Genomic DNA, 24,618 nt, shown 5'->3' with positions numbered 1-24,618 from the left:
GTAACCGGGCCGCGAACGGGTGCGCTCACCCGCCGCAGGCGAAGAGCGGCGTGACGCGAGGGCGCACTGTGACCGGAGGTTCCCGCGAATCGGAGGCGGCCATGGCGGATCAGGCGTACCTGCGCGACCAGGCTTACATGAGTTCCCAGCGGGCCACCGGGCTCGGCCGGGTGACGGAGGAACGCGGCAGCGGGTGGCTGCTGTTCGGCGCCGTGATGGTGGTCCTGGCCGGGCTGTTCACCACGGTGATGGGCATCGTCGCGCTGGCCGCGGACGACCACTACGTCGTCGGCCCCGAGGGCACCCTCGTCGTCGACCTCACCGGCTGGGGCTGGATCCACCTCGTGGTCGGCGTGCTCGCGGTCGCCGCCGGGGTCGCCCTCGGCTTCGGCGCGATGTGGGCGCGCGTGGTGGCGGTGCTGCTGGCCGGGTTCAACGCCCTGTCGCACCTGGCGTTCCTCAACGTCGCACCGGTGCAGTCCACCATCGTCATCGCCATCGACGTGCTCGTGATCTGGGCGGTCGTCGCGCACGGCCGGGAGTGAGGACCACCGCCGCGCGTGAGGGGTTCGCCTCGGCGGCGGGCCGGTTCCCCGCGGTGCGGCTCACCGGCCGTCTGCTCCGGCGGGACCTGGAGATCGCCGGCCCGCTGCTGGCCGCCGCGCTGGCCTTCCGGATCTTCGTGTGGCTGCTGCCGTGCGTCCTGATCCTCGTCGCGCTCCTCGGGTTCTGGTGGTCCGGGACGACCCTGGGCGAGTTCGTGCGGACCACCGGGCTCAGCCCGCTCACCGCGAGCCTGCTGGAGAACGTGGGCCGGCAGGCGGAACAGAGCAGGCTCATCGCACTCGGGGTGGGCGTCGGCTCGCTCGCGATCGCGTCGTTCACGCTCGGGCGGGCGCTGGACGGCGTCGCGAACCGCGTCCGCCCCGGCAGCTGCCCGCGCGACTTCACGGCACTGGCCCGGGCGGGCCGCTACACGGCCGTCCTGCTCGGGATCCTGGTGGCGTGCCTGGGCGGGCCACTGCTGGAGGCCGTCCTGCACCTCCCCACGGCGGTGATGTCGGTGCTGATGACCGGCGTGTTCGTCCTGCTGGGGCTGCCGCTGCTGCGCGCGGGACAGCCCGGGCCCTACCGCGCGTACCTGCCCGGGGCCGTCCTGTTCGGGCTCGGGATGGAAGGCCTGCGTGCCGTCGCCGTCCACTTCCTGCCCAGCAAGCTGTCCCGGGCCTCCGAACTGTACGGAACGCTCGGCGTGGCGGCGGCCGCGCTCGTCTGGCTCATGCTGATAGCACGGTTCGTCGTGCTGGCCCACCTGCTCAACCTCCTGCTGTCGGAGCAGGAGGACCGATTGCCGAGGAGTTCCGATGACAGCACATCCTGACGGCACCGCCAAGACGGCGCCGGCCAAGCGGAAGGTCCCGGTCAAGCTGATCGCCGCGGCGGTGCTGGTGGCGCTCGGCGTGACGTTCGTCCTGCAGAACCGCCAGACCGTGGACATCCGCGTGTTCACCACGACCATCACCGGCCCGCTGTGGGCGGCGCTGGCGGGTGTCCTCGTGCTCGGCCTGCTCGCCGGGCTGCTGCTGGGCCGCAGTGCCCGCCGCGCTAAGCGAGGGCACGGTCCAGGGTGAGGGCCGCGTCGATCAGCGCGAGGTGCGTGAAGGCCTGCGGGAAGTTGCCGATCTGCTCGCCGGTCAGCGCGATCTCCTCGGAGAACAGGCCGAGGTGGTTGGCGTAGGTGAGCATCTTCTCGAACGCGCCGCGAGCCTCCCGCACCCGCCCGGCCCGCGCCAGCGCGTCGGCCCAGGTGAAGGTGCACAGCGAGAAGGTGCCTTCCGAACCCCGCAGCCCGTCGGGTGAGGCGGCCGGATCGTAGCGGTAGACCAGGCTGTCGGTAACCAGCTCGTCCGCCATCGCGTCCAGTGTGGACAGCCACTGTGGATCGCGCCCGGCGACGAACCCCAGCCGCGGCATGCGCAGCAGCGAGGAGTCGAGCACGTCGGTCTCGTAGTGCTGGACGAACGCGCGCCGCCCCGGGTGCCACCCGCGGTCGTGCACCTGCTCGTAGATGCCGTCCCGTTCCGCCGCCCACCGCCGCCAGTCGGCCGGCCTGCCGTGCTCGGCGGCCAGCCGGATGCCCCGGTCCAGCGCCACCCAGCACATCAGCCTGCCGTAGGTGAACCGACGCCGCCCGCCGCGCGTCTCCCAGATGCCCTCCTCGGGCTGGTCCCAGTTGGCGCACACCCAGTCGAGCACGTCGCGCACGGCCTGCCAGCCCTGGTGCGGGATCGGCAGCCCGGCCCGGTCGCCTGCGAACAGGCTGTCCATCGCCTCGCCGTAGATGTCGAGCTGCAGCTGTTCGGCGGCGCCGTTGCCGATGCGGACCGGACGCGAACCCCGGTAGCCCGACCAGTGGTCCAGCACGTCCTCCTTGAGATCGCTGGAACCGTCGACCCGGTACATGATGTTCAGCGGGCCGGACGACCCGCCTGCCCGCTCGCGCACGCGGTCGCCGAGCCAGCGGCCGAACCGCTCCGCCTCGCCGTCGAACCCCAGCCCCAGCAGCGCGGACACCGAGAACGACGCGTCGCGCACCCAGGTGTAGCGATAATCCCAGTTGCGCTCGCCGCCCACCTGCTCGGGCAGCCCCGCGGTGGGCGCGGCGACGATCCCGCCGGTCGGCGCGTAGGTGAGCAGCTTCAGCGTGATCGCCGACCGCTCCACCGCCTCGCGCCACCGGCCGCGGTAGGACGAACCGGCGAGCCAGTTCTGCCAGAACGCGGTCGTCTCCTCGAACAGCCGCCGGACCTCGGCCACCCGGATCTCCCGCGGTGGCCCGTCGGCGCCCGCTTCGAGCACGACGCCGCGGACCTGCCCGGCGGACAGCTCGAGCGACATCTCCAGGTCGGAGCCTGCCGCCCGCACCTCGGCCAGCCGCTCGTCACCGGGTTCGCGCACCGGGTGGACGGTGAGCACCACCGGACCCCCGTCGAGCACCGCGCCCCCGCCGGCCAGTTCCGTCCGATGTGGACGACGGCCGTAGTCGAACCGCGGCGCCAGCTCGACCTCGAACCGCATCCGGCCGCGCACGCACCGGATCAGCCGCACGATCCGGTGGTTGCCGGTCGCGTGCTCCCCAGCAGGCGGCATGAAGTCGCCGACCTCGCCGACCCCCTCCGCGGTGAAGAACCGCGTGATCAGCACCGCGCTGTCCGGGTAGTACATCTGGCGGCTGGTGAAATCGCCAGCGGGCCGCACCCGGAAGCGGCCGCCGCGCTCGTCGTCGAGCAGCGCGCCGAACACGCTCGGCGAGTCGAAGCGCGGACAGCAGAACCAGTCGATCGACCCGTCCGTCGTCACCAGCGCGACCGTGTGCAGGTCACCGATCATCCCGTGCTCGGAGATCGCGGTCTCGGTCATCGTCTCCTCCGGTCTTCTCCGTGCGGTCGCGGCCGTGCCGCACGGCGGTGAGGATCACCCGCAGTCCGAGGCCCAGCAGGAGCAGGTCACCGAGCATCTGCACGGTGACCAGGATCCGCGCCGGCTCCGCGACCGGGGTGATGTCGCCGAAGCCCACCGTGGCGAACACCGTCACCACGAAGTAGAGGGCGTCGGTCTTGCTCAGCGGGCCGGTGAAACTGCCCGGCCGCACCTGCTCGATGCTGTGGTAGGCCCCGGCGAACAGGAGCAGGAACAACGGGACCACCAGTGCCAGCGCCTGCACACCCTGCAGGAGCGGGTACGGCGACCGCAGGATCGCGCGGACCTCCCACACGACCACCGCCGTCACCACCGCCAGCCCGGCGGCCAGGAAGACCGCGCCGCCGCCGCGCACCCGGTCCCCCACCGGGAGCACGTAGTACGCGGTGACCAGCAGCACGACGGTCAGCGAGGGGCGGAGCACACCGAGGACGAGGAACCGTCCCCGGTGCGCCCGTACCCGCTCCCCCACGCCGGGCGTCATCCCGGACCGCCCCGGTCATCCGGGCGCCGGTCTCACCGGGCCAGTGCCTTCGCCTTGAGGTCCTGGTACTCCTTGTCGTCGATGGCGCCGCTGTCCAGCAGCTTCTTCGCCTCGGCGATCTGGCTCGCCGCGCCGTTCCCGCCACCGTTGTGGGCGACGTTGCGGACGTAGTCGTCGAACTGGTTCTGCGCGGCGACCGCTTCGGCCCGCCTGCGCTCGCCCATGTGCTTGCCCTGCGCGACGAGGTAGATCAGCACGCCGAGGAAGGGCAGTACCAGCACGAGCACGGTCCAGCCCGCCTTGCCCCACCCGGAGACGTCCGAGCGCCGGAAGAGATCGCCGAAGATGACGACGAGGAGCCAGAACCAGATCACCCAGCCGAAGAACACCAGCATGGTCCAGACCAAGTCCAGGAAAGGGTACTCCGATTGTGCCAGTGTCATGACGCCTCCGTTGCTCGACACCCGCTGGGGATCACGCGCCGCGGACGGCGCATCCCGTGGGGCCGGCGTCCCGTCGGCTTCACCGGGCGCGCCGCCCGCACGTGGTGCCCGCGCCTCGATGCGCACGTCCCGCGCGTGGTCACCCCGGCAGCGTCACTCCGGGTGACCGGTGCGGCATCACCCGGCCGGGGTGAGTTCCCCGCTCCCGCGCGGGAGGACGCTGCCGCCAGGACACCACCGAGGAGGCGCGATGACCGCGAACACCAGCCCGCGACGCGGGACCGTCCACTCACTCGCCAGTGCGGCCGGCTCGTCCGGGGCCGTCATGGCGATCGGCGTCGGGACCATCGCCGCCGGCGCGGTGGTCCTCGCCTGGCCGGAAGCCACGCTGAAGGTCATCGCCGTGGTCTTCGGGATCTCCGCGATCGTCGACGGTGTCGTCCGGCTCGTCTCGGCGGTGTCCGCCGGGGACCGGTCCGCGGCGCAGCGCACGCTGCCCATGCTCGCCGGCGTGCTGTCGATCCTGGTTGGCATCGTCTTCGTGCGGTACCCGTTCCCGACGCTGGCGGCACTGACGCTGCTGCTCGGGATGTTCTGGGTGGTCACGGGCCTGGTCCAGATCGTGCACGGGCTGGCCGAACGGGAGACCGGCAGCGCCTGGCGCGTCGCCTGCGGGGCGCTCGCGCTGGTCACCGGCATCCTCGTGCTCGCCTACACCTCGGCGAGCCTGGTCGTGCTGGTCTGGATCCTCGGGCTGCAGCTGGTGCTGGGCGGCGCGCTGCTCTTCGGCTGGGGATTGGAGGTGCGCCGCGAGGAGCACGGCGCGGTCCCGCGCCACGGTCACCGCTCAGCCGAGGCCTAGCTCCCGCGCCGCGACCACGGCCGCGCGCCGGTTGTTCACGCCGAGCTTGGCGTAGATGGCCCGCACGTGTGTCTTCACCGTGTTCACCGACACCCGCAGTTCCGAGGCCACCTCGTCGAGGGGCTGCGGTGAGGTCAGGCGCGTCAGGACGACCAGTTCCCGGTTCGTCAGCACCGCCGTGGGCGCCGCGCCGTCCTCGGTCAGGACTCCCCGCACCCGCGCGGCGAAGCTCTCGGCCGCGCCGAACCCGCCCACCTGGTCCCGCAGCAGCACTTTCACGTCCGGGTCGGCGTAGGCGAACGGGCGGACGATCCCGGCCGGAACGGCGGAGACGAGTGCCTCCTCGAGAGCTCCCCTGGCCTTGGTGCGGCAGCCGAGCCGCAGGGCGGTCGCGGCGTCGAGCAGCGCCAGTTCGGTTTCCGTACCTGCGGCCAGCCGGGGCACGCCCGGCTCCCGCGACGCCCGCAGGGCGCGTACGGATCCGTCCACGTCGCCGCGCGCGAACCGGGCGCGCGCCACGGTGAGGTGCACCTCGGCCGCGGGGCCGAGCCGTCGCGCGCCCCACTCGGCGGCATCGCGGGCGTGCGGGACCTGAGCCAGGACGAGCGCGCACTGGTGCTCCAGGGCCATCGCCATCGCGGCCAGCGGTCGCGGCACCGGCGCGTCGGCGAGGGCGCTCCGGCTGTCCTGCAGCAGTTTCAGGCCCGCCGTGCGGTCGCCCCCGTCGAACCGGGCGACGCCTTCGATGACCCCGCCCGCGAAACGCAGCGCGCTCGGCTCGGCGCCGTCCAGGCCGGCCGCGAGATCCAGGGCGCCACGCAGATCGGTCCGCAGCAACCGGGCGAAGCCGAGGATCGCGCGGCACACCGCCAGCCACGGAGAGCGCTTCCAGGTGCCCTGCCCGGCGAGGGTGAGGGCGAGCTCGCTCGCCTCCGCGGCCGCGACGTCGTCGCCTGCGGCCACCGCCAGCAGGGCGTGCGCCGCCTTCGTGTGCACTTCCAGGTAGTGCAGGTCCTGCTCGTCGCTGAGCCGGTCGGCGGCCGCCAGCTCGCCGGCGGCGCGGCCATGGTCACCCGCCGCGAGCAGCGCGACACCGTGGTCCAGGCGTGCCCACGCCTCCACCGCGGCCGACCGGCACACCCCGGCGCCGCCGGGCGCCGGGGCACGGCCGCAGGCCAGCCCGTGCGCGGACACCACAAGCCGCCGGAGCTCGGCGAGCCGGTCGTCCGGCCGCTCGGGCCACCCCCGGGAGCTGCGCGCGATGTCCGACTCGGCCGCGGACAGCTCGCCGAGCTCGAGGTGGGCCAGCGCGGCGAAGAGCAGGAGCCGGGGATCCCGCGCGACAACGCTCCCCGCGGCGTCCAGCGCGCGCAGCACGAGCCCGGGCCCGCCGTCGAGCAGCACGTCCATCCCCTTGGCGTGCAACAGTTCCGCGGCCGCGCGCTCGTCGCCGGTCTGCTCGGCGTGCAACAGCGCCTCCCGGGGCCGGTCCTGGCCCGCGAACCACCGCGCGGCCCGCTGGTGCAGCACGGTGACCAGGTCCGGCTGGTGCCTCGCGAGCTCGGTCCGCAGGTAGGCCCGCAGCAGGGGGTGCAACTGATACCACGGAGGCTCGCCCTCGACCGCGGTGACCAGCACGCCCTCCCGTTCGAGCCCGGCCAGCAGACCGCCGACGTCGTCGCGCCCGGTCAGCGCCGCGGCCAGTCGCGGCGTCACCCGGTCGCTCACGCTCAGCATGGCCAGGATCTCCCGGGCGTCGCCAGGCAGGTGCGCGAGCACCTCGCCGGTGAGGAAGTCGGCCATGGCGTGGTCGTGGCCGGCGAAGTACGGCACGAACCGGTCCGGGTCGTGGATGGTGCGCAGCGAACGCGCGGCCAGGCGCAGCCCGGCGGCCCAGCCGTCGGTCTGGCTCACCAGGCGCAGCAGCTGGTCTTCGGTGAGCCGGACACCGCAACCGTCGAGCAGCTCACGCGCCTCGGCCCGCCCGAACCGCAGCGCGTCCGCGCGGAACTCCGTCAGACGGCCCAGCACGCGCAGCTTCGCCAGCGGCAGCAGCGGATCCGACCGCGCGGCCAGCACCAGCCGGAGGTTGCGGGGCTGGTGTCGGATCACCGCGGCGAGCACCCGCAGGACGTCCCGGCCGGGGATTTCCTGGACGTTGTCCAGCACCACGACGAGCCTGCCGGGCAGCGCCTCGATCGCCTGGAGCAGTTCGGCCACGGTCACCGCGGCGTCGCCGGGCGGCGCGGACCGGTGGCGCAGCGCGGGTTCCACCGTCGCGGGCGCGTGCTCGGCGATGGCGAACCGCAGCGACGTCAGGAAGTGCTGCGCGGTGTCGTCGTCGTGGTCGAGCGAAACCCACACCGCGTCCCGCGCCAGCGTGGACATCCATTCGGCCAGCAGCAACGTCTTCCCGCACCCGGCCGGTGCGCAGACGAGCGTGACCGGGCTGGTGGCCACCGCGTCGGCGAGCTTTTCGCACAACCCCGGGCGTCGCACGAAATTTCCCGGCAGCCGCGGTGGCACGACCTTCGTGTGCGGGACGCCCCACCGCCGCCCGCCGGCGGGATTCGCCGCCTTCAGCTGCATGACTGAAGAAACTATGGCCGGACAGCGAGGCCGGGTAGGGCCAAGGGTCCTCACCGGACGGGTCCTCGTTCCCCCGGTTCCGCGCCGTGCACATCGAGGAGCCCGCGCGCGATCGCCACCGCGACGGCGTCCCGCCGCCGGTGCACGCCCAGTTTCGCGTAGATCCCGCGCACGTGCGTCTTCACCGTGTTGGGCGACACGGTCAGGTCCTGGGCGATCTCTTCGACGGACCGCAACGTGGGCAGCAGCCGCAGCACGCTGCGCTCGCGTTCGGTGAGCGGCTCGGGCATCGCGCTGCCGCCCAGGCTCCGCCTGCGTTCCAGGAGTTTCGCGGCGAAGGCCTCCCGCCCGCCGAGCCTGCCGAGCAGTCCGATCAGCACGGAGATCACCTCCTCCGGCGCGAACACGAAGGGCCGCCAGACGTCGAGGCGTTCCGCATCGGCCAGTGCCTCGGCCACCAGCCGCCGTGCGGTGTCGAGGTCGCCGTGGTGCAGCACGATCCGGGTGCGCAGCAGGCGCGCCTCGATGCCCGACCACGGCAGCACGGCCGTGACGCTGCCGTCGACGACGGGCTGCAGGGCCTTGGCCGCGGGCCCGTGCCTGCCCAGCGCGATCTGCACACGCGCCCGCATCAGGAGGAGCTCGGAGGTCCGCCCGATCTCGTTCAGGCACCAGGCCACCACTTCCCGGGCGTGGTCGGCCGCGCCGGCCAGCAGGGCGGCCCGGTGCTCGAGCACACCCGAGACCGCGGCGTACTCCGGCTGCAGTGCGCGGCCGCCGAGCCCGAGCCGCACGTGGCGCATCCGCCGCAGGCCGCCCTGCCAGTCGCCGGTGTCGAACTGCGCGGCGCCGCCGAGCATCTCCGCGGCCACCAGCAGGTTCCCCCCGATCCGCGCGGCCACGCCGTCGACCGCGCGCGTGGTCTGCACGACGAGCCGCGCGCACTCCTCGGGTTCCGCCCGCAGCAGGGCGCGGTAGGCGCGGACCACGCCGGTGGTCGCGCTTTCGATCGTGCCCCGGGCGCTCACCGCCACGGAGTCGAGGCGTTCGCCGATCCGGTCCACCGCCGGGAAGTCTCCGTCCAGGACGGCGAGTTCGCCGAGCATCGTCAGCGCGCGGACCTCGACGTGGCGCTGGCCGGTCGCCCCGGCCCGGCTCGCGACAGCGCCGACGTGGTCCCGAGCTCCGGCCCGCTCGCCGGTCAGCAGCACCTCCGTTTCGCGCTGCAGCCCGGCCAGGGCCTCCAGATCCGTGCCGCGGGCGAGTTCCGGGTCCACCTCGCGCGCGGCGCTCGCCATTTCGGTCCGGTCACCGTCCAGCTGGGCCCGGCGGGACCGGGCGAGCTGCCGGAGCACCACGAGTTCCGGCGGCGGCTCGGCGGGCCACGCGTCCTCCGCGTGGCGCAGGTGCAGCTCCGCCGTGCCGGTCTCGCCGGCCTCGAGGCTGAGCGCCGCCGCGAGCAGCGCCAGCCGTGGCTCTCGCGCCACCGGTGTTTCGCCGAGGACCCCGAGCGCCTCCCGCAGCACGGTGTGCTCGCCGGCGAGGAAGAGCGGCACCGCGTCGGTCCGCAGCAGGGCGGCCGTGCGGGCGGAGTCCGGGGCGCGGGCGGAGTGCAGCAGCGCCTGCGCGGCGTCGCCCCGGCCCTCGAACCACGCCGCGGCCAGCCGGTGCTGGCCCGCCAGCCGGTCCGGGTCGCGCCGCGCGAGATCGGCGAGCAGGTAGGTGCGCAGCAGCGGCAGGATCCGGTAACCGTCCTCCCCGCCCGTTTCCCGCACGACGACACCGGCCCCGGCGAGGTCGTGCAGCACGGCCGCGGCGTCGGACCGGCCCGCCAGCGCGGCGGCCAGCGCCGGTGAAGTGTCCGCGCACACGCTGATCAGCCGCAGGAATTCCCGCACGCCCTCGTCGAACCCGGCCAGCACCTCCTGGTCCAGGTACTCCTCCAGCGCCCGGTCGTGCCCGGCGAAGAACTCGTCGAGACCGCCCTCGCGCACGGCCGCCGCGGCGGCCAGCCGCAGCGCGACCGCCCAGCCCTCGGCCTCCTCGTCCAGCCTGCCGAGCACCTGCGCCGGCACGTCACCGCCGCTGACGGCGAACAACGCCCGCATCTCGGACGTGGTGAACCGCAGGTCGTCGGCGCCGATTTCGGAGAGCTGGTCCGACAGCCGCAGACGGGCCAGCGGCAGCCGCGGTTCGCGCCGCCCGGAGAGCACCAGCCGCAGGCCGGCCGGCTGGTGCCGCACCAGTGCGTCCAGCGCGGTCCGCTGTCCCGCGCCGACGAGCGCCTCCACGTCGTCCAGGATCAGCAGCGCCTGCCGGGGCAGGTCGTCCAGCGCGTCGAGGACCTCGGCGAGAAAACCGGGGTCGGCGGCGGGGTCCCGGGGCACGCTCAGCGTGCGCAACGGGCTGCCGGGCGGGATTCCCGGTCCGGCGGCGAACGCGTCGAGGACCGCCGACCAGAACCGGTGGTCGTCGCGGTCGTCCGGATCGAGCGACACCATCGCCGCCGGGCCGGCCCCGTAGCTGCGCGCCCATTCGGCGAGCAGCAGGGTCTTGCCCGCGCCGGCGGGCGCGCGGACGACGGTGACCGGAGCGGTGGCGCGGTCGAGCAGGGCCAGCAACCGGGGACGGGAGACGAAGTGCGCGGGAAGATCGGGCGCGGTGATCTTGCTCCTCGGCACGCGCCCGCGTTCCTCCCCGCTCCCCGGGTCCTGCATCACACTCCCTCTCGCCGGTTCCCAGTGTGGGCATCCGGCGCGGCCCTTTCCAGCGGCCAGCAGCATCTCACCCAGGGCAGGCGAGGAAAGCGGGCCGCCCGGCACGGAGTGTGGCGCTGCCGGGCCGCGGCCGGATGCCGTCGCCCCACCTGCTCGAGGAGGCGGAGTCGTGCCGGAGATGAACTACGAGTTCCGTGTCCACGGGCGGTGCTCACCGCAGCTGCGGCAGGCGGTGGGCGAGTTCAGCGAGGTGCGCGTCGTCCCCGCTCCGCCGGAGACCATCATCTACGGCGCGGTCTCCGACCAGGCGCACCTGCACGGGTTGCTGTTGCTGCTGGAGGACTTCGGCCTGCAGATCGTGTCGGTGCACCGGATCCCCGAGCTGCCCAGAACGGAGGCCGGTGATGACTGACACCTCGAGCCGCGCCACGCCGCTGACCGACGGCGAGCGCGCGGAACTGGACCGGTTGCGCGCGGAAGTCGCCACGCTGCGGGAGCGCCCGCCGCGACGGCGGATCCGCTGGCGTTCGCTGGGCGCGGGCGTGATCCTGACGCTGGGGTGCCTGCTGATGCCGGTCGCCCTGCTGACCGTCTGGGTGCACAACCAGGTGGCCAACACCGACCGCTTCGTCGAAACGACCAGCCCCATCATCCGGGAACCGTCGGTGCAGACCGCGATCACCGACCGGGTCACCGCGACCGTGTTCGAGTACGTCAACGTGCCCGAGTTGACCTCCGACGCGCTCGGTGTGCTCAGCGCCCAGGGCGTCCCGCCCGCGGTCACCGACCGCTTGCAGGGGCTCGCCGGGCCGCTGGAGTCGAGCCTGCGCGGGTTCGTGCACGACCGGGTCGCGGGCATCGTGTCCGGCCCCCGGGTCGCCGAACTGTGGGACCGCTCGCTGCGCACGGCCAGCGAGCAGATGAACGCGGTGCTGTCCGGCCAGAGCGAGGCGGTGGTGGTGTCCGACGGCCAGGTGCGGCTGGACCTCGCGCCGTTCATCACCGAGGCCAAGAACCAGCTGGTGCAGTCCGGGTTCGGCGTGGCGAGCCGGATTCCCGACGTCCACCCGACGATCGCGATCACCGACGCCACCACCCTGGAACGGGCGAAGAACGGCTACTCGCTGCTGGACAAGGCGGCCACCTGGCTGCCGTGGGTCGCACTCGCGCTGATCGCCCTGGGCGTCTACGTCGCCCGGCACCACCGGCGCGCCCTGATCGGCGCCGGCCTGGGCGTGTCGCTGGGGATGCTGGTGATCGCCGCGGCGCTGCTGATCACCCGGGGTGTGCTGGTCGGCGCCGTGCCGCCGCGCGCGACCGTGGCCGCCGGGGTCTCCTACGACCTGATCGTCCGGTTCCTGCGGGACGGCCTGCGGCTGGTGTTCGCCATCGGCCTGGTGGTCGCGCTGGGCGCGTTCCTGGCCGGTCCGTCGGCCACGGCCGTGGGGGTCCGCCGGGGCGCGGTGAAGGCGATCGGCTGGCTGCGCCGCGGCGGGGCCAAGGCCGGGTTGCGCACCGGCCCGGTCGGCCCGTGGGTGCACGCGCACCTCACCGCGCTCCGGTTCGGCCTGCTCGGCGTCGCCGTGCTGGTCTTCGTGTCGCTGAGCAGCCCCAGCGGGCTCACGGTGCTGGTGATCGCGCTGGTGCTGGTGTTCGCCCTCGGCGTGCTGCAGTTCCTGGACCAGCCTCGGCCCGCCGACGGCGGGCAGCGGCCCGCCGCGACGGGGTGATCAGCCGCTCGGCGTGCTCGCCTGGCACAGGGTGGCGGCGTCCCGCAGGACCGCGAGCGTGTCGTTCGCCGCCGCCCGCACCTGCGGCAGGTCGGGTGGCTGCGCCGTCAGCGCGGACTGCAGGCGCCCCAGCGCGGCCTTCGCCTCGTCCAGGCGGGCCGCGGTGTCCGCCCCCACCACCGTGCGCACGACCTCGACCGACGCCGACAGCTCCTGGACAGCCACGCGCACCTGTTGGCCGGTCGCCTGTCCGTTGACGAACTGCGTGACCGTGTCGACGAGCGCCTGCCCGGTGGACACGAGAGCGGCGCATTCGGGACGGCTCGTGGGGGTCGCCGAGGCGGTGGTGCCGGCCGCGGCGCTGGTGGTGGCCGGTGGTGAGCCGGACGAACCGCTGTTCCCACCGCAGGCCGATGCGAGCAGGAGGGCCGCGGCGCCCAGTGCCAGCCCCGCGGACCGCACGCGAGCATCCACCGCGATCGCCTCCCCTCGTCCGGAAAACCCCGCCACGATGACTACGCCGGGCTGTCCCCGGCGTCACTCGTTCCGGGTGAGACCGGCCGGAGCCGGGGGTTCCAGTCGTAGACGACCGACGTGCGCAGCAGGAGGTCCTGCAGCGACCGGCGGCGGCCACCCGTCACCACCCACAGCAGGCCGACCGGGACGAACACGCACGCGACCGCCCGCGCCAGCGCCCGCACCGGGCGGGGTGGGTGTCCGCGGCGGTCCACCACGCGCAGCGCGAGCAACTGGTCGCCGAAGCTGCGGCCGGTCGCGCTCCAGCACACGGCGAGGTAGAGCACCGCGACCCCGGTGGCCACGGCGACCGTCACGAGCCGGGTCGGCGCGGGGAAGGTGAACCGCACCGGGTCGAGCGAGTAGTCGACCGCCGCCCACCCCAGGTAGAGGCCGGCGAGCGCCAGTGCCAGCACCACGCAGTCCAGGACCGCGGCGAGGGTGCGGCTGACCAGTCCGGCCGGCCTGCCCTGGTGGGCACGCGCGGGTGCGGGCAGCGCGGCGAACCAGGCCGCGCCGGGCCCGCCGTCAGGTCGCGGCGTCATACCCGGCCGGGAGCGGCCGCCGCCGTGCGGCGAAGATCCGCCCCGCCCATCGGGCCACCGCGTCGTCCGCGGCCATCGCCTGGATCCGCGCGTCGCGCACCGACTCGCTCGCGACCGACCCGGTCGAGGTGCGGATGATCTCCGGCAGGTCGATCTCCTCGATCACACCGCGCGCGATCCCGGCCAGATCCAGTTCGTCGAGCACGGTCACCACCACGACGGGCGCGACCCGGCGGAACAGGCGCACCCCCTGGGCGACCGCCTCCTGCCGCCGCCGCTGCCCGTCCTCGGCCAGCTCACGCAGGGGGCGCGGCCAGTTCTCGGTCCGCACCACCGGCGCGAGCACGGGCCGCACGGGCGCGAGGGCCGTGCGCGCCAGGCGCCGCAGCGCGGTGACGGCCAGTGCGCCGCCGCCGAGCACCAGATCCGCGGCGGCCGGACCAGGCCGTGGGCCCTCCGCTGCCACCATGCCGGCATCATGCCGCGGCCCGCCCGCGCCGGCCTCACCCGTCCCGGGTGGCGATGCGCCCCTCGTCGATCGCCGCGCGCAGCGCGCCGTGGTCCCGCTCGTTCTGGTCGGCGGCCGCGGTGGCGAAGTCGCGGATCGCGTGGTCGAAGACCGGCGAGGACCCCAGGTAGGCGGCGATCGCCACGCAGTCGCCGGACCGCGCATGCGCCCTGGCCAGCGTCCAGCCGCACAACCGCGCGTAGGCGGCGAGCCCCTCCGGCCGCATGCCCGACACGGCCGCCGACCCCTTCCAGTCCCGCAGCTGGCGCAGGTAGAAGTCCCGGGTGCGCTCGTCGAACCCGCGCACCCGCACCCAGCCGAGGAAGATGTCGCTCACCGTCTGCATCAGGCGCTGGCCGACGACGACGCGCTGCCCGGCGTTGCCGAACCGGCTCGGCCCGGCGAACCGTTCCAGCACCGATTCGCCTGCCTCCTTGGCCTGCAGGAACAGCGGGTCGTGTTCGTCGTTGCCGAGCAGCAGGATCATCCAGCAGCGGGTGCCGACACTGCCGACGCCCACGACCTTGAGCGCCATGTCGGCGACCGCGTAGCGGTCCAGCAGCGCGCGCCGTTCCGGCTCCAGCGAGCGCCGGTACGCCTGCAGGATCGCGTCCAGCCGCTCCGCCGTCTCGGCCGGATCCACCCCGCCGCCCGCGACGCGGTCCAGCGGGATGATCCGCGGCTCGTCCGGGACGATCCGCATCCGCCCGCCGTCGGCCACGGCGAACCGCCGCAACGAGCCGGTGTGGTCGGCGCCGCGGGCCTTGGCGACGGTCCGGTCCAGGCGGCGGCGCCGCCCGGCCGTGAGCTCGCCGGCGTATAGCGCGCGCACGGTCTCGACGTCGGCGTGGGCGTACCAGACCTCCAGCGCGGTGCTCGCGGCGAACTCGCGCAGCGCGCGGCGGTACTCACCGACCGCCGCGAGCACGGCGGTCGTCCGCTGCCTGCCGGTGTCGCCGTTGTCCCGCCCGGCGACCTCGACGCTCGCCGCCAGCCGCTTGACGTCCCACTCCCACGGCCCGGGCAGCGTCTCGTCGAAGTCGTTGATGTCGAAGACCAGGCGCCGTTCCGGCGAGGCGTAGAGACCGAAGTTCATCAGGTGGGCGTCGCCGCAGGCCTGCACCGTGAACCCGGTGACCGGCGTGCCTGCCAGGTCGGCGGCCATCGGCAGCGCGGCGCCGCGGAAGTAGGTGAAGGGCGTGACCGCCATCCGCCCGTAGCGGATGGGCACCAATTCGGGCACGCGGGAGGCGTCCTGGCCGGCGAGCAGTTCCAGCGGCCCGGGCCCGTCGCGGGTCCAGGCGGCGTGACTGGACCGCGGAACCCGCGTCCGCGCGGCCTTTCCTCGTTCGGTCCGCTCGGCGCGGGTCAGGCCGGCGCCGTCCACGGCGGCCAGTGGCGTCGTCGTGCGTGTCGTCGTGCGTGTCATCCGGGCACGGTCCGCGCCGCCGCCGCCGGACGCCTCCTCCGGACCGGGTGAGGCCGGTCCCCGGCCCCGCGGGGACAGTGGTGGCCCTGCTACGGGAGGCGGTGTGTGGCGATGACCGGGCATGCGGTTCGCTCTCCCGCGGCGCGGCGCTGGTTCGCGCTCGCCGCTCTGCTCGCGGGCGCCGCGGCGCTCGCCGTCACAGTCCTGGTGCTACTGCGGGACCCGCTCGAACTCGTGCTCGCGGCGGTGCTCGTGGGGGTTGCCGTGGCGGCCGCCTGGGCGGCGCTGGTGCGGCGCGGACCGCGGCGCGTCCTGGCCACCGCCGTCGCGCTACTCGCGCTGGCCGCGACGGTGGCGCTCCCGGACCTTCGTGCCTACCTGTGGTTCCTGGTGGTGGTCGTGCTGGTCGCGCTGTCCGGGGCCGCGACGCGGGCCGCACTCGGGCACCCCCCGTCCACCGACGGCACGCCCGTCGGCCCCGCCCGGCGCGGGGTGCTGATCCTGAACCCGCGGTCGGGCGGCGGGAAGGCGGCCCGGTTCGGGCTGGCGGAGCGGGCCCGCGCGCTCGGCGTGGAGCCGATCGAGCTGCGCCCCGGCGACGACCTGCGGTCCCTGGCCGAACAGGCGGCCGCCGGCGGCGCCGACGTGCTCGGCATGGCGGGCGGCGACGGGTCGCAGGCGCTGGTCGCCGACGTGGCCAGGCAGCACGGCCTGGCGTTCGTCTGCGTCCCGGCGGGCACCCGCAACCACCTCGCGCTCGACCTGGGGCTGGACCGGGAGGACGTGCCCGCGGCGCTGGCCGCGTTCGGCGACGCGCTGGAACGCCGCATCGACCTGGCCGAGCTCAACGGCCGGGTGTTCGTCAACAACGTCTCGCTCGGTGTCTACGCCTCGGTCGTCCAGTCGCCCGACTACCGGGACGCGAAGGCGGCGACGGCCGCCCGGGAGCTGCCCCGCCTGCTCGGCCCGGACGCGCCGCGGCCCGACCTCAGGTTCGGCCTGCCGGACGGGACCCGCAGCGAGTCGGCCGACGTCGTGCTGGTGTCCAACGGCCCCTACCGGCTGGAGCACCTGAGCGGGTTCGGCACGCGGGAACGGCTGGACCGCGGATCGCTCGGCGTCGTCACCGTGACGGTCGACCGCGCGGCCGAGGTCCCGCGGCTGGTCTCGGCCGAGATGGCGGGCCGGATCTCCCGGTTCCCCGGGTACCGGTCGTGGTCGGCGCCGGAGTTCGTGGTCGAGTCGGGGCTGCGCGCGGTCGAGGCGGGCGTCGACGGTGAGGCGGTGCGGCTGGCGCCGCCGCTGCGGTTCCGGATCCTGCCGGGCGCGCTCCGCGTGCGGGTGCCGCGCGACGCGCCCGGAGCGTCCCCGGCGGCGATGCTGCCACCGGGGACGCGGGCCGTGGTCGTGGCCCTGGTCCGGGTGCTGGCCGGCCGGACCACTTGACGGTCACGCCCGCTGCGTCTCCTCCGACTCGGCGAAGGCCTCGCGCAGCCGGGTCTCCTGCTCGGCGGAGAGGTTGGTGGTGATCAGGGTCGCGCCGGTCTCCTTGAACGGCTCGAGCACCCGGTCGGCCACGACCTCGCTGGTGACGACGAACAGCGCCGACGTCCCCGGCGTCACCTGGCGCTGCACCTCGCGGATGAAGTCCTCGTCGATGCCGCCGTGCCGCATCGACCCGGCCAGCGCGCCCATCGCGGCGCCCACTGCCATCCCGAGCAACGGGATGAAGAAGATCAGCCCGAACAGGAAGCCCCAGAAGCTGCCGCCGAGCGCGCCCGCACCGGTCAGCTTGCCCAGTTCCTTGGTCTTCGGCTTCTTCCGCCCCTCGGGCCAGCTGACGTACGCCGCGTCCTGGATCCTGATCAGCTGTTCCTTCTGCAGCCTGGTCAGCAGGCCGAGTGCGTTCTCGGCCCCCTGCGGCGACTCGAACTTCCACACGCTCAACGTGCCCATTCCGTCCTCCTGTTCACCCGGTTCGGGTTTCGACGCCGGGGACTGTGCGCGGCGTGCGGCCCGGTGCCATCACCCGCGGGGAATGAGGCGTCCGCGCGGGCGGCGGTGCACCGTGGAACGTCCGGACCCCGGCTTCCGCGGGAGGCGACATGACCGACAGCTACACCTCATCCACCCCACCCCGGACGGCGACCGGCTGGACCGGATGGGTCTCCTTCGGCGGGATCATGCTGGTCCTGCTCGGCCTCTTCCACGCGGTGGAGGGCCTCGTCGCCGTCTTCGACGAGGACTACTTCGCGGTGCCCTCGTCGGGCCTCGTCGTCGAGGTCTCCTACGACGTGTGGGGCTGGGTGCACTTCGGGCTCGGGGTGACCGCCGTCGTCATCGGCTGCGGCGTCCTCGCCGGCAACCGCATCGCGCAGTACCTCGGCGCGATCCTGGCCGGCGCGAGCGCGATCATCCACCTCGCCTTCGTGCCCGCGTACCCGGTGTGGTCGCTCATCATCATCACGCTCGACGTCTTCGTGATCTACGCGCTCGTCGCGCACGGGCGGGAGATGCGGCTCACCGACTGATCCGCTCAAGCAGGAGGAACAAATGACTCAGCAGCATGCGCAGCCCCACGTCGAGCCCCTGGGCGGCACCCGTCCCCCGGAGCAGGCGCCTGCGCCGTACGAGTCACGCTCGGCCTGGCTGGGCTGGGTGTGGTTCGGCGGCGCGATGATGGTGCTGCTCGGGATCTTCAACGTCATCGAGGGACTGGTCGCACTGTTCAACGACGAGTACTACCTCGTCGGGGCCGCGGGCACGCTGGTGTTCGACCTGACCGGCTGGGGCTGGGTCCACCTGATCATCGGGGTGCTCGCCGTCGCCGCCGGCGTCGGGCTGTTCACAGGTGCGGCGTGGGCCCGCGTCACGGCGGTCGTCCTGGCCACGGTGAACGCGGTCGCCCAGCTGACGTTCCTGTCGGCCTACCCGGTGTGGGCCACGCTCGTGATCGCGCTCGACGTGGTGGTCATCTGGGCGGTGGTCGTCCACGGCGGCGAGGCCAGGCGGACCGGCTGAACCAGCCCGAGACCCAGGCGGAAACGCACTACCCGCAGCGGTGCACACCACGTGTCCGGCTTCGCCGACGCCACACGGGGTCTCCTGAGGCGCTGGAGAATTCCAGGATCACCACGGACGACGGCAGAGGCGTGCGGGCGAATCCGGTGTGATCGTCATCGACCCGCTCCTCTCGGCGGCGGAGTGCGCGGCAGCGGCGCTCACGCTCTACCGCCGGCACCGGGGCGACCGCCCGGTGACCGGGATGGCCTGCACGCACAGCCACCCCGACCACTACGGCGGCGTGCCGGTGATCGCAACAGAGGGCTTCCTGGAACACGCCGTGAGTGAGATGGTGCTCGCCGGTCCGGCGATGTCCCGCGGGGCGGCGTACATGTACGGCGCCGCATTACCGGTCAGCGCTGTGGGACAGCTGGGCGCGGGACTCGGGATGACCACCTCGACCGGCACAGTGACCTTGATCCGGCCCACCGTCGACATCAGAACCACCGGCCAGGAGCTCACCGTCGACGGTGTCCGCGTGGTCTTCCAGATCACCCCCGGCACCGAGGCGCCCGCGGAGATGAACCTCCACCTGCCCGGCCGGCGTGCGCTGTGCATGGCCGAGAACGCGACGCACAACCTGCACAACGTGCAGCCCCTGCGGGCCGCGCAGGTGCGCGACGCCCACGCGTGGGGCCGGTACCTCACCGAGGCGTTCGAGGTGTTCGGCAGCGACACCGACGTGGAGTTCGCCTCGCACCACTGGCCGACGTGGGCGGGGCGCGGATCACCAGTTCCTGGGCCTCCAGCGGGATCTCTGCACCTACCAGCACGACCAGACCTTGCGGTTGCCGAACAGCGGCTCACCGGCAGCGAGATCGCCGAGCGGCTCGTCCTGCCGAAGGCGCAGATCCAGCACGCCGGCAGAGCCGCCCATCGCCTGCACGTGACGCAGGCCCGCCGCTTCCGGCGGGTGTGCCCACAGACGTGCGGGATTGCCGTCGAACCAGCCGAGGTAGCGGTGGTAGACGGCGTTGACGTAGTGGCTGACCGAGCCGTAGTAGCCATGCGCGTGCCAGGACCCGCAGCGCCGCTCGGCTACGGCGCCGAGAACGGGACGTGGCGCAACTTGTTCCTGACCGGAGCCATGGAACTGCGGGGAAGGCCGGCCGGGAGTCCGGCGAGCACGGCCTCACCGGACACGATCGCCGCGATGGCACTGCCGCAGCTGTTCGACACCCTGGCCGTCCGGGTCGACGGTCCGGCAGCCGACGGGGAACGGATCGTGCTGGACTGGACCTTCACCGACACCGGGCAGACGTACCGCGGCGTCTTCCGCAACGGCGTCCTCGGTCTGTTGGCGGACGAGGGAATCGGAGATCCCGAGGTGTGCGGAGACGCCACCGCGCTGCCGCGACTGCTCGCGGTCCTCGACGCGCCCGATCCGGGCTTCGCCATCGACCCCCTGAGCGTTCGTGGCGGCGCCCGGCGAACCGGACGAACGTCACATCCGCACCCTACGCGGAGGTAACCTACGCTCCCGTAACCTGACGGGATGGCAGAGCTCGTGTACCCGCCCGTCGTCCTGTTCGCCAAGACCATGTTCCGGGTCCTCGACCTGGACCTGCGGGTCGAGGGCAGCGGGCACGTGCCCGCGCGCGGTGGCGCGGTCATCGCCTGCAACCACGTCTCCTACCTGGACTTCATCTTCTGCGGGCTGGGCGCACAGCCGGCGAAGCGGCTCGTGCGGTTCATGGCCAAGAAAGAGGTCTTCGACCACCGGATCTCCGGGCCGCTGATGCGCGGGATGGGCCACATCCCGGTCGACCGCAAGGCCGGCCGCGGTGCCTACGACGAGGCGGTCGCCCGGCTGCGGGCCGGCGAGGTCGTCGGCGTCTTCCCGGAGGCCACGATCAGCCCGTCGTTCACCGTCGAGGACGTCAAGTCGGGCGCGGCGCGGATGGCGGCGCAGGCCGGGGTGCCGCTGATCCCGATGGCGGTGTGGGGCTCGCAGCGCCTGTGGACGAAGGGCAGGCCGCGGAACCTGACGCAGCGGCACGTGCCCGTCTCGATCCTCCTGGGCGAGCCGCTGCGCCCCGGCCCGGACGAGGACGCCGACGCGGTCACCCGCGAGCTGCGCCAGCGGATGAGCCTGCTGCTCGACAAGGCGCAGGCGGAGTACCCGGACAAGCCCGCGCGCCCCGGGGACCTGTGGTGGCTGCCCGCCCACCTCGGCGGCACCGCGCCCGCGCCCTGATTCAGACGTCGATCAGCGCGGTGGCCAGCCACCGGCCGTCACTCGCCGGCTCGCAGCGCAGCCCCGTCGCGGAGACACGTTTGGGGAGCGCGCCGCACGGCAGGACCGCGCCCGCGTCGACCGTCGCGCATTCGACCGACAGCCCGGTGGCCGTGGGGACGACCGTGACGGACACCGGGATGCGGTTCAGCACGCGGATGCAGTCGATCGCCCTGGTGAGCAGGGCGCGGAGCAGGTCGGTGTCGCTGCCGCCGGACACGCTGAACCGCACGTCGGACGACGGCCGCGGCACCCGGCCCAGGAAGCTGCGGACCATCGCCTCCACGGCCTCGGCCAGGCAGGCCTCGCGGCAGGCGGCCCACGCCCGGATCCGCAGATCCGCGGCGTGGACCGGACGGCGACCGTCCCGGTCGGCCAGTGCCCGTGACCCCACGTGGTCCACGGTGCACCCGGCCCCGGGCAGGCGCACCACCCGCCGGGGATGAACCGTGGTCAAGCGAACCGCGGGACGCGGATCCCCACCGGGCACGCGCACATCGGAGGTGGGCGGTCAAGGGCTGAGCTTGTCGAGCAGGAGGACTGACCGGGTCTTCCTGTGGGGCGGGCACGCGCCCGTCTCCGCCACCGGACTGTCCACATTGTCCATCCCGTTGTCCGGGCGTTCGTCGCGGAACGCAACTCGGCGTCGCTGATCTCCCCGACGTACCCCGGACTCGGCCACCGCCGCGGCGCTCACCCGGTCCCCGCCCGGCGGGGGTGGCAACCGGCGTGCGTCGAAGCCGTGACAGCGAAGGGGAGCACCGGCATGACGACGAGCACGCGGAGCCGCTGGACCGGCTGGTGGTACCTGCCGGTGAAGATCCTGTCGCTCGGCATCCTGGCGTGGGTGCCGTTCGTGCACGCCGCCGTGCGGCTGCGCCGGCCGCGGCTCCACCTGTGGGCGGTCCTCTGCTTCGCGGTGCTGGTGGCCGTGCTGGCGGTCCTGCCGCCCGCCGACGAGACGCTGACACCGGCGGAGAACACGCGCTCGGCCATCGGCGGCGCCGTGATGATCGCCATGATCGCCCCGGCGTCGGTGCAGCAGCACTTCCTGCGGCGCAGCGCGGGCGCCCCGACCCCGGCCGCGCCGCCGGAGGACCGGCGGTGGCCCGGGTGAAGGCAGCCCGCGAACGCCGCAGGCAGGCCCGCGAGCTGGCGGCGAATGACCCGGCGATGGCGCGCGAGCTGCGCATCGGCAGGCCCGACCTGCCCCGCGACTACGACGGCGGCGGCCCGGTCCACCTCAACGCCGCCCCGGCCTCTTCTCGGCCGTCGACGACGCCTTCGCCCTCACCGAGCTGCCCCTGGACACGTGGGACGCGATCCGGGAGCGCGGCATCGTCTTCTGACCGCGCGGCGCGGTGCGCGCGGAGTCCACACCGGACCGTGGCAGCATGGGGTGGTGACCGAATCCCGCGCCGAGGACGCCCCGCTGACCCTCTACCTGGTCAAGCGGCTGGAGCTGGTGATCCGCTCGCTGATGGACGACGCGCTGCGCCCATTCGGGCTGACCACCCTGCAGTACACCGCGCTGACCGCGTTGCGCCACCGCAACGGGCTGTCCTCCGCGCAGCTCGCGCGCCGCTCGTTCGTCCGGCCGCAGACCATGCACACCATGGTGCTCACGCTGGAGAAGTACGGGCTCATCGAGCGCGCGGAGGACCCGGGCAACCGCCGGGTCCTGCTCGCCACCCTCACCGAGCGCGGCAAGCAGGTCCTCGACGAGTGCACGCCGCTGGTCCGGGAGCTCGAGGACAGGATGCTCTCCGGCATGGACGACGACCGCCGCGCCGGGTTCCGCCGCGACCTGGAGGACGGCTACGGCATGCTCGCCTCGCACGCCAACGCTCAGCGCGCGTTGACGAACGGCGGCGGCGAGTAACCCGCGAACGCCGCGTCCCCGATCGTCGAAGCCACCTCCTGCAGCCGTTCCGGCCGCGCCGCGTCCGACCAGGCGCCGGTGCGGATGCGCTGCCGCACCGCGAACAGCCCGGCGAGGTACTCGGCCGGGGTGAACGCGCAGTGCCCCACCCGCTGCACGTACGCCTGCCGCAGCAGGGCGCTCTCCCCCGCGCGGGCCACGCGCAGCGCGTAGTCCCGCTGGCACTCCACGGGTGCGAGCTGGTCGGCGATCGTGTGCAGGGTCAGCTCCGGCACCCGCAACTTCCCCGTCGGCGCCGACGTACGCCGCATCCAGGCCAGCGCCCCGGCGTCGTGGGCGATGTCGGCGGCGCGGGTGAGCGCGCCCAGGTCGGCGTGCAGGTCCAGGCCCGCCTCCCGGTAGAGCGCGACGACCTGCGGCAGCTGCGCGGACCGGTGCACCAGCCGCGCATAGTCCACCCCGACGTTCCAGCCGCTGTCGCCGCCGGCCACCGAGACGATGCTGACGCGCGCCGGGATCACGAACGGCAGCGTCTGCATCAGCCACGTGTACTGGGCCCGTTGCTGCTGGGCGAAGTCCGTGGGCGGCCGCGGCCCCGTGGCCCACGTCGGCATGTTCATCAGCGACGCCGCGAGCGCGATCCGCGCGCGGCCCTCCGGGGTGGCCTGCGCCTGCCGCACCGCGGTGGTGAGGGCGGCGGCGGTGACGGCGGCCTGCGCCGGCGTGGTGAACCCGGTGAGCTGGACGTCCTGCCCGGGCAGCAACAGCCCGGCCAGGGCGTGCAGGCCGTCGAGCTGGTAGTTGTTCAGGTTGACCCCGCCGCCGACGAGACCGCAGGTGGTCAGCACCCCGTCGGCGCGACCGCCTTCGGCGAGCAGCACCGACACCAGAACGCCCATCGACCGCCCCAGTGCGACCACCTCGCGCGCCACCCCGATGCGTTCCTCGACCGCGACGAGCGTGCCGAGCTGGTCGGCCACCGCGGTGCTGAGCGCCCAGCAGCGCCTGCGCGGTCGCCGTGTCGGGCGCGTCGGCGGGCGGGTTGTCCGGGCCGGGGCGGAAACCGTGGCTGAACAACACGAGCGTGCCGTTCCAGCCGGCGGGCACGTCGACGATCCAGGTGGCGCCGTTCGTCAGCGTCCCGGTAATCCGGGTCGCGGCGCTCGCCGGCGCCGCGGGGAGGACGACGGCCAGCACCAGCGCCAGCAGGGCCATCCCGGCCAGGTACACGCCCACCAGCAGCGAACTGCCGGAGGCGGTGAAGATCGCGGTCGCCACCACGGGCGCGAGGCCGCCGCCGACCACGTTGCCCAGCTGGTAGCCCAGGGACACGCCGCTGTAGCGGATGCGGGTCGGGAAGTGGTCGGACAGCAGCGCGGGCAGCGGCCCGTACTGGGCGGACACGGTGATCACCGTGACCACGCACGCCACCAGCGCCAGCACGAAGACACCGGTGTCGAACACGAGGAAGAACAGCAGCGCGCCGCGACCGCTTGGGCGAGCGCGCCCGCGGCGATCACCTCGCGGCGGCCGAAGCGGTCGGCCAGCCCGGACAGCCCGTAGATCGCGCCGAGCTGCACCACGCTGGTGAGGATCACGACGAACAGCAGCTCGTTGCGGGAGTAGCCGACTTCGCCGGTGCCGTAGGACAGGATGTAGGTGAGGATGATGTAGCCCATCGCGGTCGACGCGCCGGTCACGCACACCGACCGCAGCAGGGCCAGCGGGTGGTCGCGCAGCACCTCCAGCAGCGGCACGCGCGCCGGGCGGTGCCGCGCCGCCTCCTCGAACAGCGGGCGTTCGGTGAGGCGGCGCCGGATCACCAGACCGAAGATCACCAGCACGAAGCTGACCAGGAAACCCAGCCGCCAGCCCCACTCGACGAACGCCTCCCGGGTGGAGGTCGAAGCGACCAGCAGCGCAGGCCCGCGCCCGCGAAATCCACGACTCCATGGCGCGGGTGACCGGGGACGCCCGGCCGGCGCCCCGCCACCAGGCCGCCGCGCGGATGCTGGTGGCGACCTCGTCGGCGGCCTCGGTGCCCCCCGGAGCACCGCCCCTGGCCGCGAAGGTGGTGGCCGACCTGCTGAACGGGCTCGGCTGAGGACCGGTCGGCGAAGTGGTGCAGTACGGG

Annotated in this window: 28 protein-coding genes; 15 read left to right on the top strand and 13 right to left on the bottom strand. The window is 73.8% G+C overall.

From position 1 onward, the window contains the following. Positions 1-101: 101 nt before the first annotated feature. From AMETH_RS16415 to AMETH_RS16405, 3 genes are read left to right on the top strand one after another with little or no spacing between them, the layout of a single operon-like run. On the top strand, positions 102-545 hold the full coding sequence (locus tag AMETH_RS16415) for a DUF7144 family membrane protein (protein WP_017982198.1): 444 nt from the start codon (positions 102-104) through the stop codon (positions 543-545). Further along, complete coding sequence (locus tag AMETH_RS16410; RefSeq protein ID WP_017982197.1) at positions 542-1,381, top strand: YhjD/YihY/BrkB family envelope integrity protein; 840 nt, start codon at positions 542-544, stop codon at positions 1,379-1,381. The genes AMETH_RS16415 and AMETH_RS16410 overlap by 4 nt, the downstream gene beginning before the upstream one ends. Continuing rightward, on the top strand, positions 1,365-1,631 hold the full coding sequence (locus tag AMETH_RS16405; protein ID WP_017982196.1) for a LapA family protein: 267 nt from the start codon (positions 1,365-1,367) through the stop codon (positions 1,629-1,631). The genes AMETH_RS16410 and AMETH_RS16405 overlap by 17 nt, the downstream gene beginning before the upstream one ends. Here the strand turns inward: AMETH_RS16405 and AMETH_RS16400 are convergent. From AMETH_RS16400 to AMETH_RS16390, 3 genes are read right to left on the bottom strand one after another with little or no spacing between them, the layout of a single operon-like run. Beyond that, entirely contained in the window at positions 1,606-3,420 is a 1,815-nt protein-coding gene (locus AMETH_RS16400; RefSeq protein WP_017982195.1) for a glycoside hydrolase family 15 protein, read from the bottom strand. The two genes, AMETH_RS16405 and AMETH_RS16400, sit on opposite strands and share 26 nt — an antisense overlap. Next, positions 3,380-3,964 carry a potassium channel family protein gene (locus AMETH_RS16395; protein WP_017982194.1) on the bottom strand — a complete coding sequence of 195 codons (585 nt, stop codon included), beginning with the start codon at positions 3,962-3,964 and terminating at the stop codon, positions 3,380-3,382. Before AMETH_RS16395 ends, AMETH_RS16400 begins: the two co-directional genes overlap by 41 nt. A 32-nt stretch (positions 3,965-3,996) precedes the next feature. Continuing rightward, positions 3,997-4,407, bottom strand: coding sequence for an SHOCT domain-containing protein (locus AMETH_RS16390; RefSeq protein ID WP_017982193.1), 411 nt, complete (start codon positions 4,405-4,407; stop codon positions 3,997-3,999). A 250-nt stretch (positions 4,408-4,657) separates the two neighbouring features. Here AMETH_RS16390 and AMETH_RS16385 point away from each other — a divergent pair, with 250 nt between their 5' ends. Beyond that, entirely contained in the window at positions 4,658-5,269 is a 612-nt protein-coding gene (locus AMETH_RS16385) for an HdeD family acid-resistance protein (RefSeq protein WP_017982192.1), read from the top strand. Here AMETH_RS16385 and AMETH_RS16380 read toward each other — a convergent pair. Then, positions 5,255-7,858, bottom strand: coding sequence for a winged helix-turn-helix domain-containing protein (locus AMETH_RS16380; protein WP_223843165.1), 2,604 nt, complete (start codon positions 7,856-7,858; stop codon positions 5,255-5,257). The genes AMETH_RS16385 and AMETH_RS16380 overlap by 15 nt on opposite strands. 50 nt (positions 7,859-7,908) lie before the next feature. Next, a complete protein-coding gene (locus AMETH_RS16375) occupies positions 7,909-10,575 on the bottom strand; it encodes a winged helix-turn-helix domain-containing protein (protein ID WP_017982190.1) in 2,667 nt (888 codons plus the stop codon). A 178-nt stretch (positions 10,576-10,753) separates the two neighbouring features. Here AMETH_RS16375 and AMETH_RS16370 point away from each other — a divergent pair, with 178 nt between their 5' ends. Then, a complete protein-coding gene (locus AMETH_RS16370; RefSeq protein WP_037323454.1) occupies positions 10,754-10,987 on the top strand; it encodes a hypothetical protein in 234 nt (77 codons plus the stop codon). Next, positions 10,980-12,305 carry a hypothetical protein gene (locus AMETH_RS16365; RefSeq protein ID WP_017982188.1) on the top strand — a complete coding sequence of 442 codons (1,326 nt, stop codon included), beginning with the start codon at positions 10,980-10,982 and terminating at the stop codon, positions 12,303-12,305. The genes AMETH_RS16370 and AMETH_RS16365 overlap by 8 nt, the downstream gene beginning before the upstream one ends. Here AMETH_RS16365 and AMETH_RS16360 read toward each other — a convergent pair whose 3' ends face one another. From AMETH_RS16360 to AMETH_RS16345, 4 genes are read right to left on the bottom strand one after another with little or no spacing between them, the layout of a single operon-like run. Beyond that, positions 12,306-12,779: a hypothetical protein gene (locus AMETH_RS16360; protein WP_223843164.1), complete on the bottom strand. Its 474-nt coding sequence runs from the start codon at positions 12,777-12,779 to the stop codon at positions 12,306-12,308. It abuts the gene before it with no gap. A 41-nt stretch (positions 12,780-12,820) separates the two neighbouring features. Further along, complete coding sequence (locus AMETH_RS16355; protein ID WP_017982186.1) at positions 12,821-13,366, bottom strand: RDD family protein; 546 nt, start codon at positions 13,364-13,366, stop codon at positions 12,821-12,823. Then, entirely contained in the window at positions 13,350-13,835 is a 486-nt protein-coding gene (locus AMETH_RS16350; protein ID WP_051079400.1) for a hypothetical protein, read from the bottom strand. The genes AMETH_RS16355 and AMETH_RS16350 overlap by 17 nt, the downstream gene beginning before the upstream one ends. A 34-nt stretch (positions 13,836-13,869) precedes the next feature. After that, a complete protein-coding gene (locus AMETH_RS16345; RefSeq protein WP_017982184.1) occupies positions 13,870-15,303 on the bottom strand; it encodes a DUF2252 domain-containing protein in 1,434 nt (477 codons plus the stop codon). Positions 15,304-15,414: 111 nt separating this feature from the next. On the opposite strand from AMETH_RS16345, the gene AMETH_RS16340 reads away from it, so the two are divergent. Beyond that, positions 15,415-16,749, top strand: a complete 1,335-nt coding sequence (locus AMETH_RS16340; protein WP_038533131.1) for a diacylglycerol/lipid kinase family protein — start codon at positions 15,415-15,417, stop codon at positions 16,747-16,749. Positions 16,750-16,752: 3 nt separating this feature from the next. Here AMETH_RS16340 and AMETH_RS16335 read toward each other — a convergent pair whose 3' ends face one another. Further along, positions 16,753-17,259: a DUF1269 domain-containing protein gene (locus AMETH_RS16335; RefSeq protein WP_017982182.1), complete on the bottom strand. Its 507-nt coding sequence runs from the start codon at positions 17,257-17,259 to the stop codon at positions 16,753-16,755. Between the two features lie 149 nt (positions 17,260-17,408). Here AMETH_RS16335 and AMETH_RS16330 point away from each other — a divergent pair, with 149 nt between their 5' ends. From AMETH_RS16330 to AMETH_RS16315, 4 genes are all read left to right on the top strand, one after another. After that, positions 17,409-17,834, top strand: coding sequence for a DUF7144 family membrane protein (locus AMETH_RS16330; RefSeq protein ID WP_017982181.1), 426 nt, complete (start codon positions 17,409-17,411; stop codon positions 17,832-17,834). 22 nt (positions 17,835-17,856) lie between these two features. Next, on the top strand, positions 17,857-18,324 hold the full coding sequence (locus AMETH_RS16325; RefSeq protein WP_017982180.1) for a DUF7144 family membrane protein: 468 nt from the start codon (positions 17,857-17,859) through the stop codon (positions 18,322-18,324). Between the two features lie 148 nt (positions 18,325-18,472). After that, positions 18,473-19,837, top strand: coding sequence for an alkyl sulfatase C-terminal domain-containing protein (locus tag AMETH_RS42910; RefSeq protein ID WP_051079399.1), 1,365 nt, complete (start codon positions 18,473-18,475; stop codon positions 19,835-19,837). A gap of 24 nt (positions 19,838-19,861) precedes the next feature. Next, complete coding sequence (locus AMETH_RS16315) at positions 19,862-20,563, top strand: lysophospholipid acyltransferase family protein (protein WP_017982179.1); 702 nt, start codon at positions 19,862-19,864, stop codon at positions 20,561-20,563. 1 nt (position 20,564) lies between these two features. On the opposite strand, the gene AMETH_RS16310 is transcribed toward AMETH_RS16315, so the two are convergent. Next, on the bottom strand, positions 20,565-20,996 hold the full coding sequence (locus tag AMETH_RS16310) for an archease (RefSeq protein WP_223843163.1): 432 nt from the start codon (positions 20,994-20,996) through the stop codon (positions 20,565-20,567). Positions 20,997-21,368: 372 nt separating this feature from the next. On the opposite strand from AMETH_RS16310, the gene AMETH_RS16305 reads away from it, so the two are divergent. Then, entirely contained in the window at positions 21,369-21,719 is a 351-nt protein-coding gene (locus tag AMETH_RS16305; protein ID WP_017982177.1) for a hypothetical protein, read from the top strand. Positions 21,720-22,001: 282 nt separating this feature from the next. After that, on the top strand, positions 22,002-22,484 hold the full coding sequence (locus tag AMETH_RS16300) for a MarR family winged helix-turn-helix transcriptional regulator (protein WP_017982176.1): 483 nt from the start codon (positions 22,002-22,004) through the stop codon (positions 22,482-22,484). Here the strand turns inward: AMETH_RS16300 and AMETH_RS16295 are convergent. After that, positions 22,451-23,464, bottom strand: coding sequence for a hypothetical protein (locus AMETH_RS16295; protein ID WP_017982175.1), 1,014 nt, complete (start codon positions 23,462-23,464; stop codon positions 22,451-22,453). The genes AMETH_RS16300 and AMETH_RS16295 overlap by 34 nt on opposite strands. Before the next feature lie 38 nt (positions 23,465-23,502). Here AMETH_RS16295 and AMETH_RS35805 point away from each other — a divergent pair, with 38 nt between their 5' ends. After that, on the top strand, positions 23,503-23,805 hold the full coding sequence (locus tag AMETH_RS35805; protein WP_156131673.1) for a hypothetical protein: 303 nt from the start codon (positions 23,503-23,505) through the stop codon (positions 23,803-23,805). An 88-nt stretch (positions 23,806-23,893) separates the two neighbouring features. On the opposite strand, the gene AMETH_RS35800 is transcribed toward AMETH_RS35805, so the two are convergent. After that, a complete protein-coding gene (locus tag AMETH_RS35800; RefSeq protein WP_156131672.1) occupies positions 23,894-24,322 on the bottom strand; it encodes an MFS transporter in 429 nt (142 codons plus the stop codon). A gap of 122 nt (positions 24,323-24,444) precedes the next feature. On the opposite strand from AMETH_RS35800, the gene AMETH_RS36865 reads away from it, so the two are divergent. Further along, complete coding sequence (locus AMETH_RS36865) at positions 24,445-24,588, top strand: hypothetical protein (protein ID WP_209436877.1); 144 nt, start codon at positions 24,445-24,447, stop codon at positions 24,586-24,588. Positions 24,589-24,618 lie beyond the last annotated feature (30 nt).

Source organism: Amycolatopsis methanolica 239, assembly GCF_000739085.1.
GTDB classification, from domain to species: domain Bacteria; phylum Actinomycetota; class Actinomycetes; order Mycobacteriales; family Pseudonocardiaceae; genus Amycolatopsis_E; species Amycolatopsis_E methanolica.
Note: the sequence above shows the minus strand (reverse complement) of the source record. Positions and strands in the feature narration are given on the sequence as shown.

Bases quoted from the DNA above. Each gene is read 5' to 3' on its own strand.
- AMETH_RS16415 (WP_017982198.1), top strand. From the start codon at position 102: ATGGCGGATCAGGCGTACCTGCGCGACCAGGCTTACATGAGTTCCCAG.
- AMETH_RS16405 (WP_017982196.1), top strand. From the start codon at position 1,365: ATGACAGCACATCCTGACGGCACCGCCAAGACGGCGCCGGCCAAGCGG.
- AMETH_RS16400 (WP_017982195.1), bottom strand. From the start codon at position 3,420: ATGACCGAGACCGCGATCTCCGAGCACGGGATGATCGGTGACCTGCAC.
- AMETH_RS16395 (WP_017982194.1), bottom strand. From the start codon at position 3,964: ATGACGCCCGGCGTGGGGGAGCGGGTACGGGCGCACCGGGGACGGTTC.
- AMETH_RS16390 (WP_017982193.1), bottom strand. From the start codon at position 4,407: ATGACACTGGCACAATCGGAGTACCCTTTCCTGGACTTGGTCTGGACC.
- AMETH_RS16385 (WP_017982192.1), top strand. From the start codon at position 4,658: ATGACCGCGAACACCAGCCCGCGACGCGGGACCGTCCACTCACTCGCC.
- AMETH_RS16380 (WP_223843165.1), bottom strand. From the start codon at position 7,858: ATGCAGCTGAAGGCGGCGAATCCCGCCGGCGGGCGGCGGTGGGGCGTC.
- AMETH_RS16375 (WP_017982190.1), bottom strand. From the start codon at position 10,575: ATGCAGGACCCGGGGAGCGGGGAGGAACGCGGGCGCGTGCCGAGGAGC.
- AMETH_RS16370 (WP_037323454.1), top strand. From the start codon at position 10,754: ATGAACTACGAGTTCCGTGTCCACGGGCGGTGCTCACCGCAGCTGCGG.
- AMETH_RS16365 (WP_017982188.1), top strand. From the start codon at position 10,980: ATGACTGACACCTCGAGCCGCGCCACGCCGCTGACCGACGGCGAGCGC.
- AMETH_RS16355 (WP_017982186.1), bottom strand. From the start codon at position 13,366: ATGACGCCGCGACCTGACGGCGGGCCCGGCGCGGCCTGGTTCGCCGCG.
- AMETH_RS16350 (WP_051079400.1), bottom strand. From the start codon at position 13,835: ATGGTGGCAGCGGAGGGCCCACGGCCTGGTCCGGCCGCCGCGGATCTG.
- AMETH_RS16345 (WP_017982184.1), bottom strand. From the start codon at position 15,303: ATGACACGCACGACGACACGCACGACGACGCCACTGGCCGCCGTGGAC.
- AMETH_RS16340 (WP_038533131.1), top strand. From the start codon at position 15,415: ATGACCGGGCATGCGGTTCGCTCTCCCGCGGCGCGGCGCTGGTTCGCG.
- AMETH_RS16335 (WP_017982182.1), bottom strand. From the start codon at position 17,259: ATGGGCACGTTGAGCGTGTGGAAGTTCGAGTCGCCGCAGGGGGCCGAG.
- AMETH_RS16330 (WP_017982181.1), top strand. From the start codon at position 17,409: ATGACCGACAGCTACACCTCATCCACCCCACCCCGGACGGCGACCGGC.
- AMETH_RS16325 (WP_017982180.1), top strand. From the start codon at position 17,857: ATGACTCAGCAGCATGCGCAGCCCCACGTCGAGCCCCTGGGCGGCACC.
- AMETH_RS16315 (WP_017982179.1), top strand. From the start codon at position 19,862: ATGGCAGAGCTCGTGTACCCGCCCGTCGTCCTGTTCGCCAAGACCATG.
- AMETH_RS16305 (WP_017982177.1), top strand. From the start codon at position 21,369: ATGACGACGAGCACGCGGAGCCGCTGGACCGGCTGGTGGTACCTGCCG.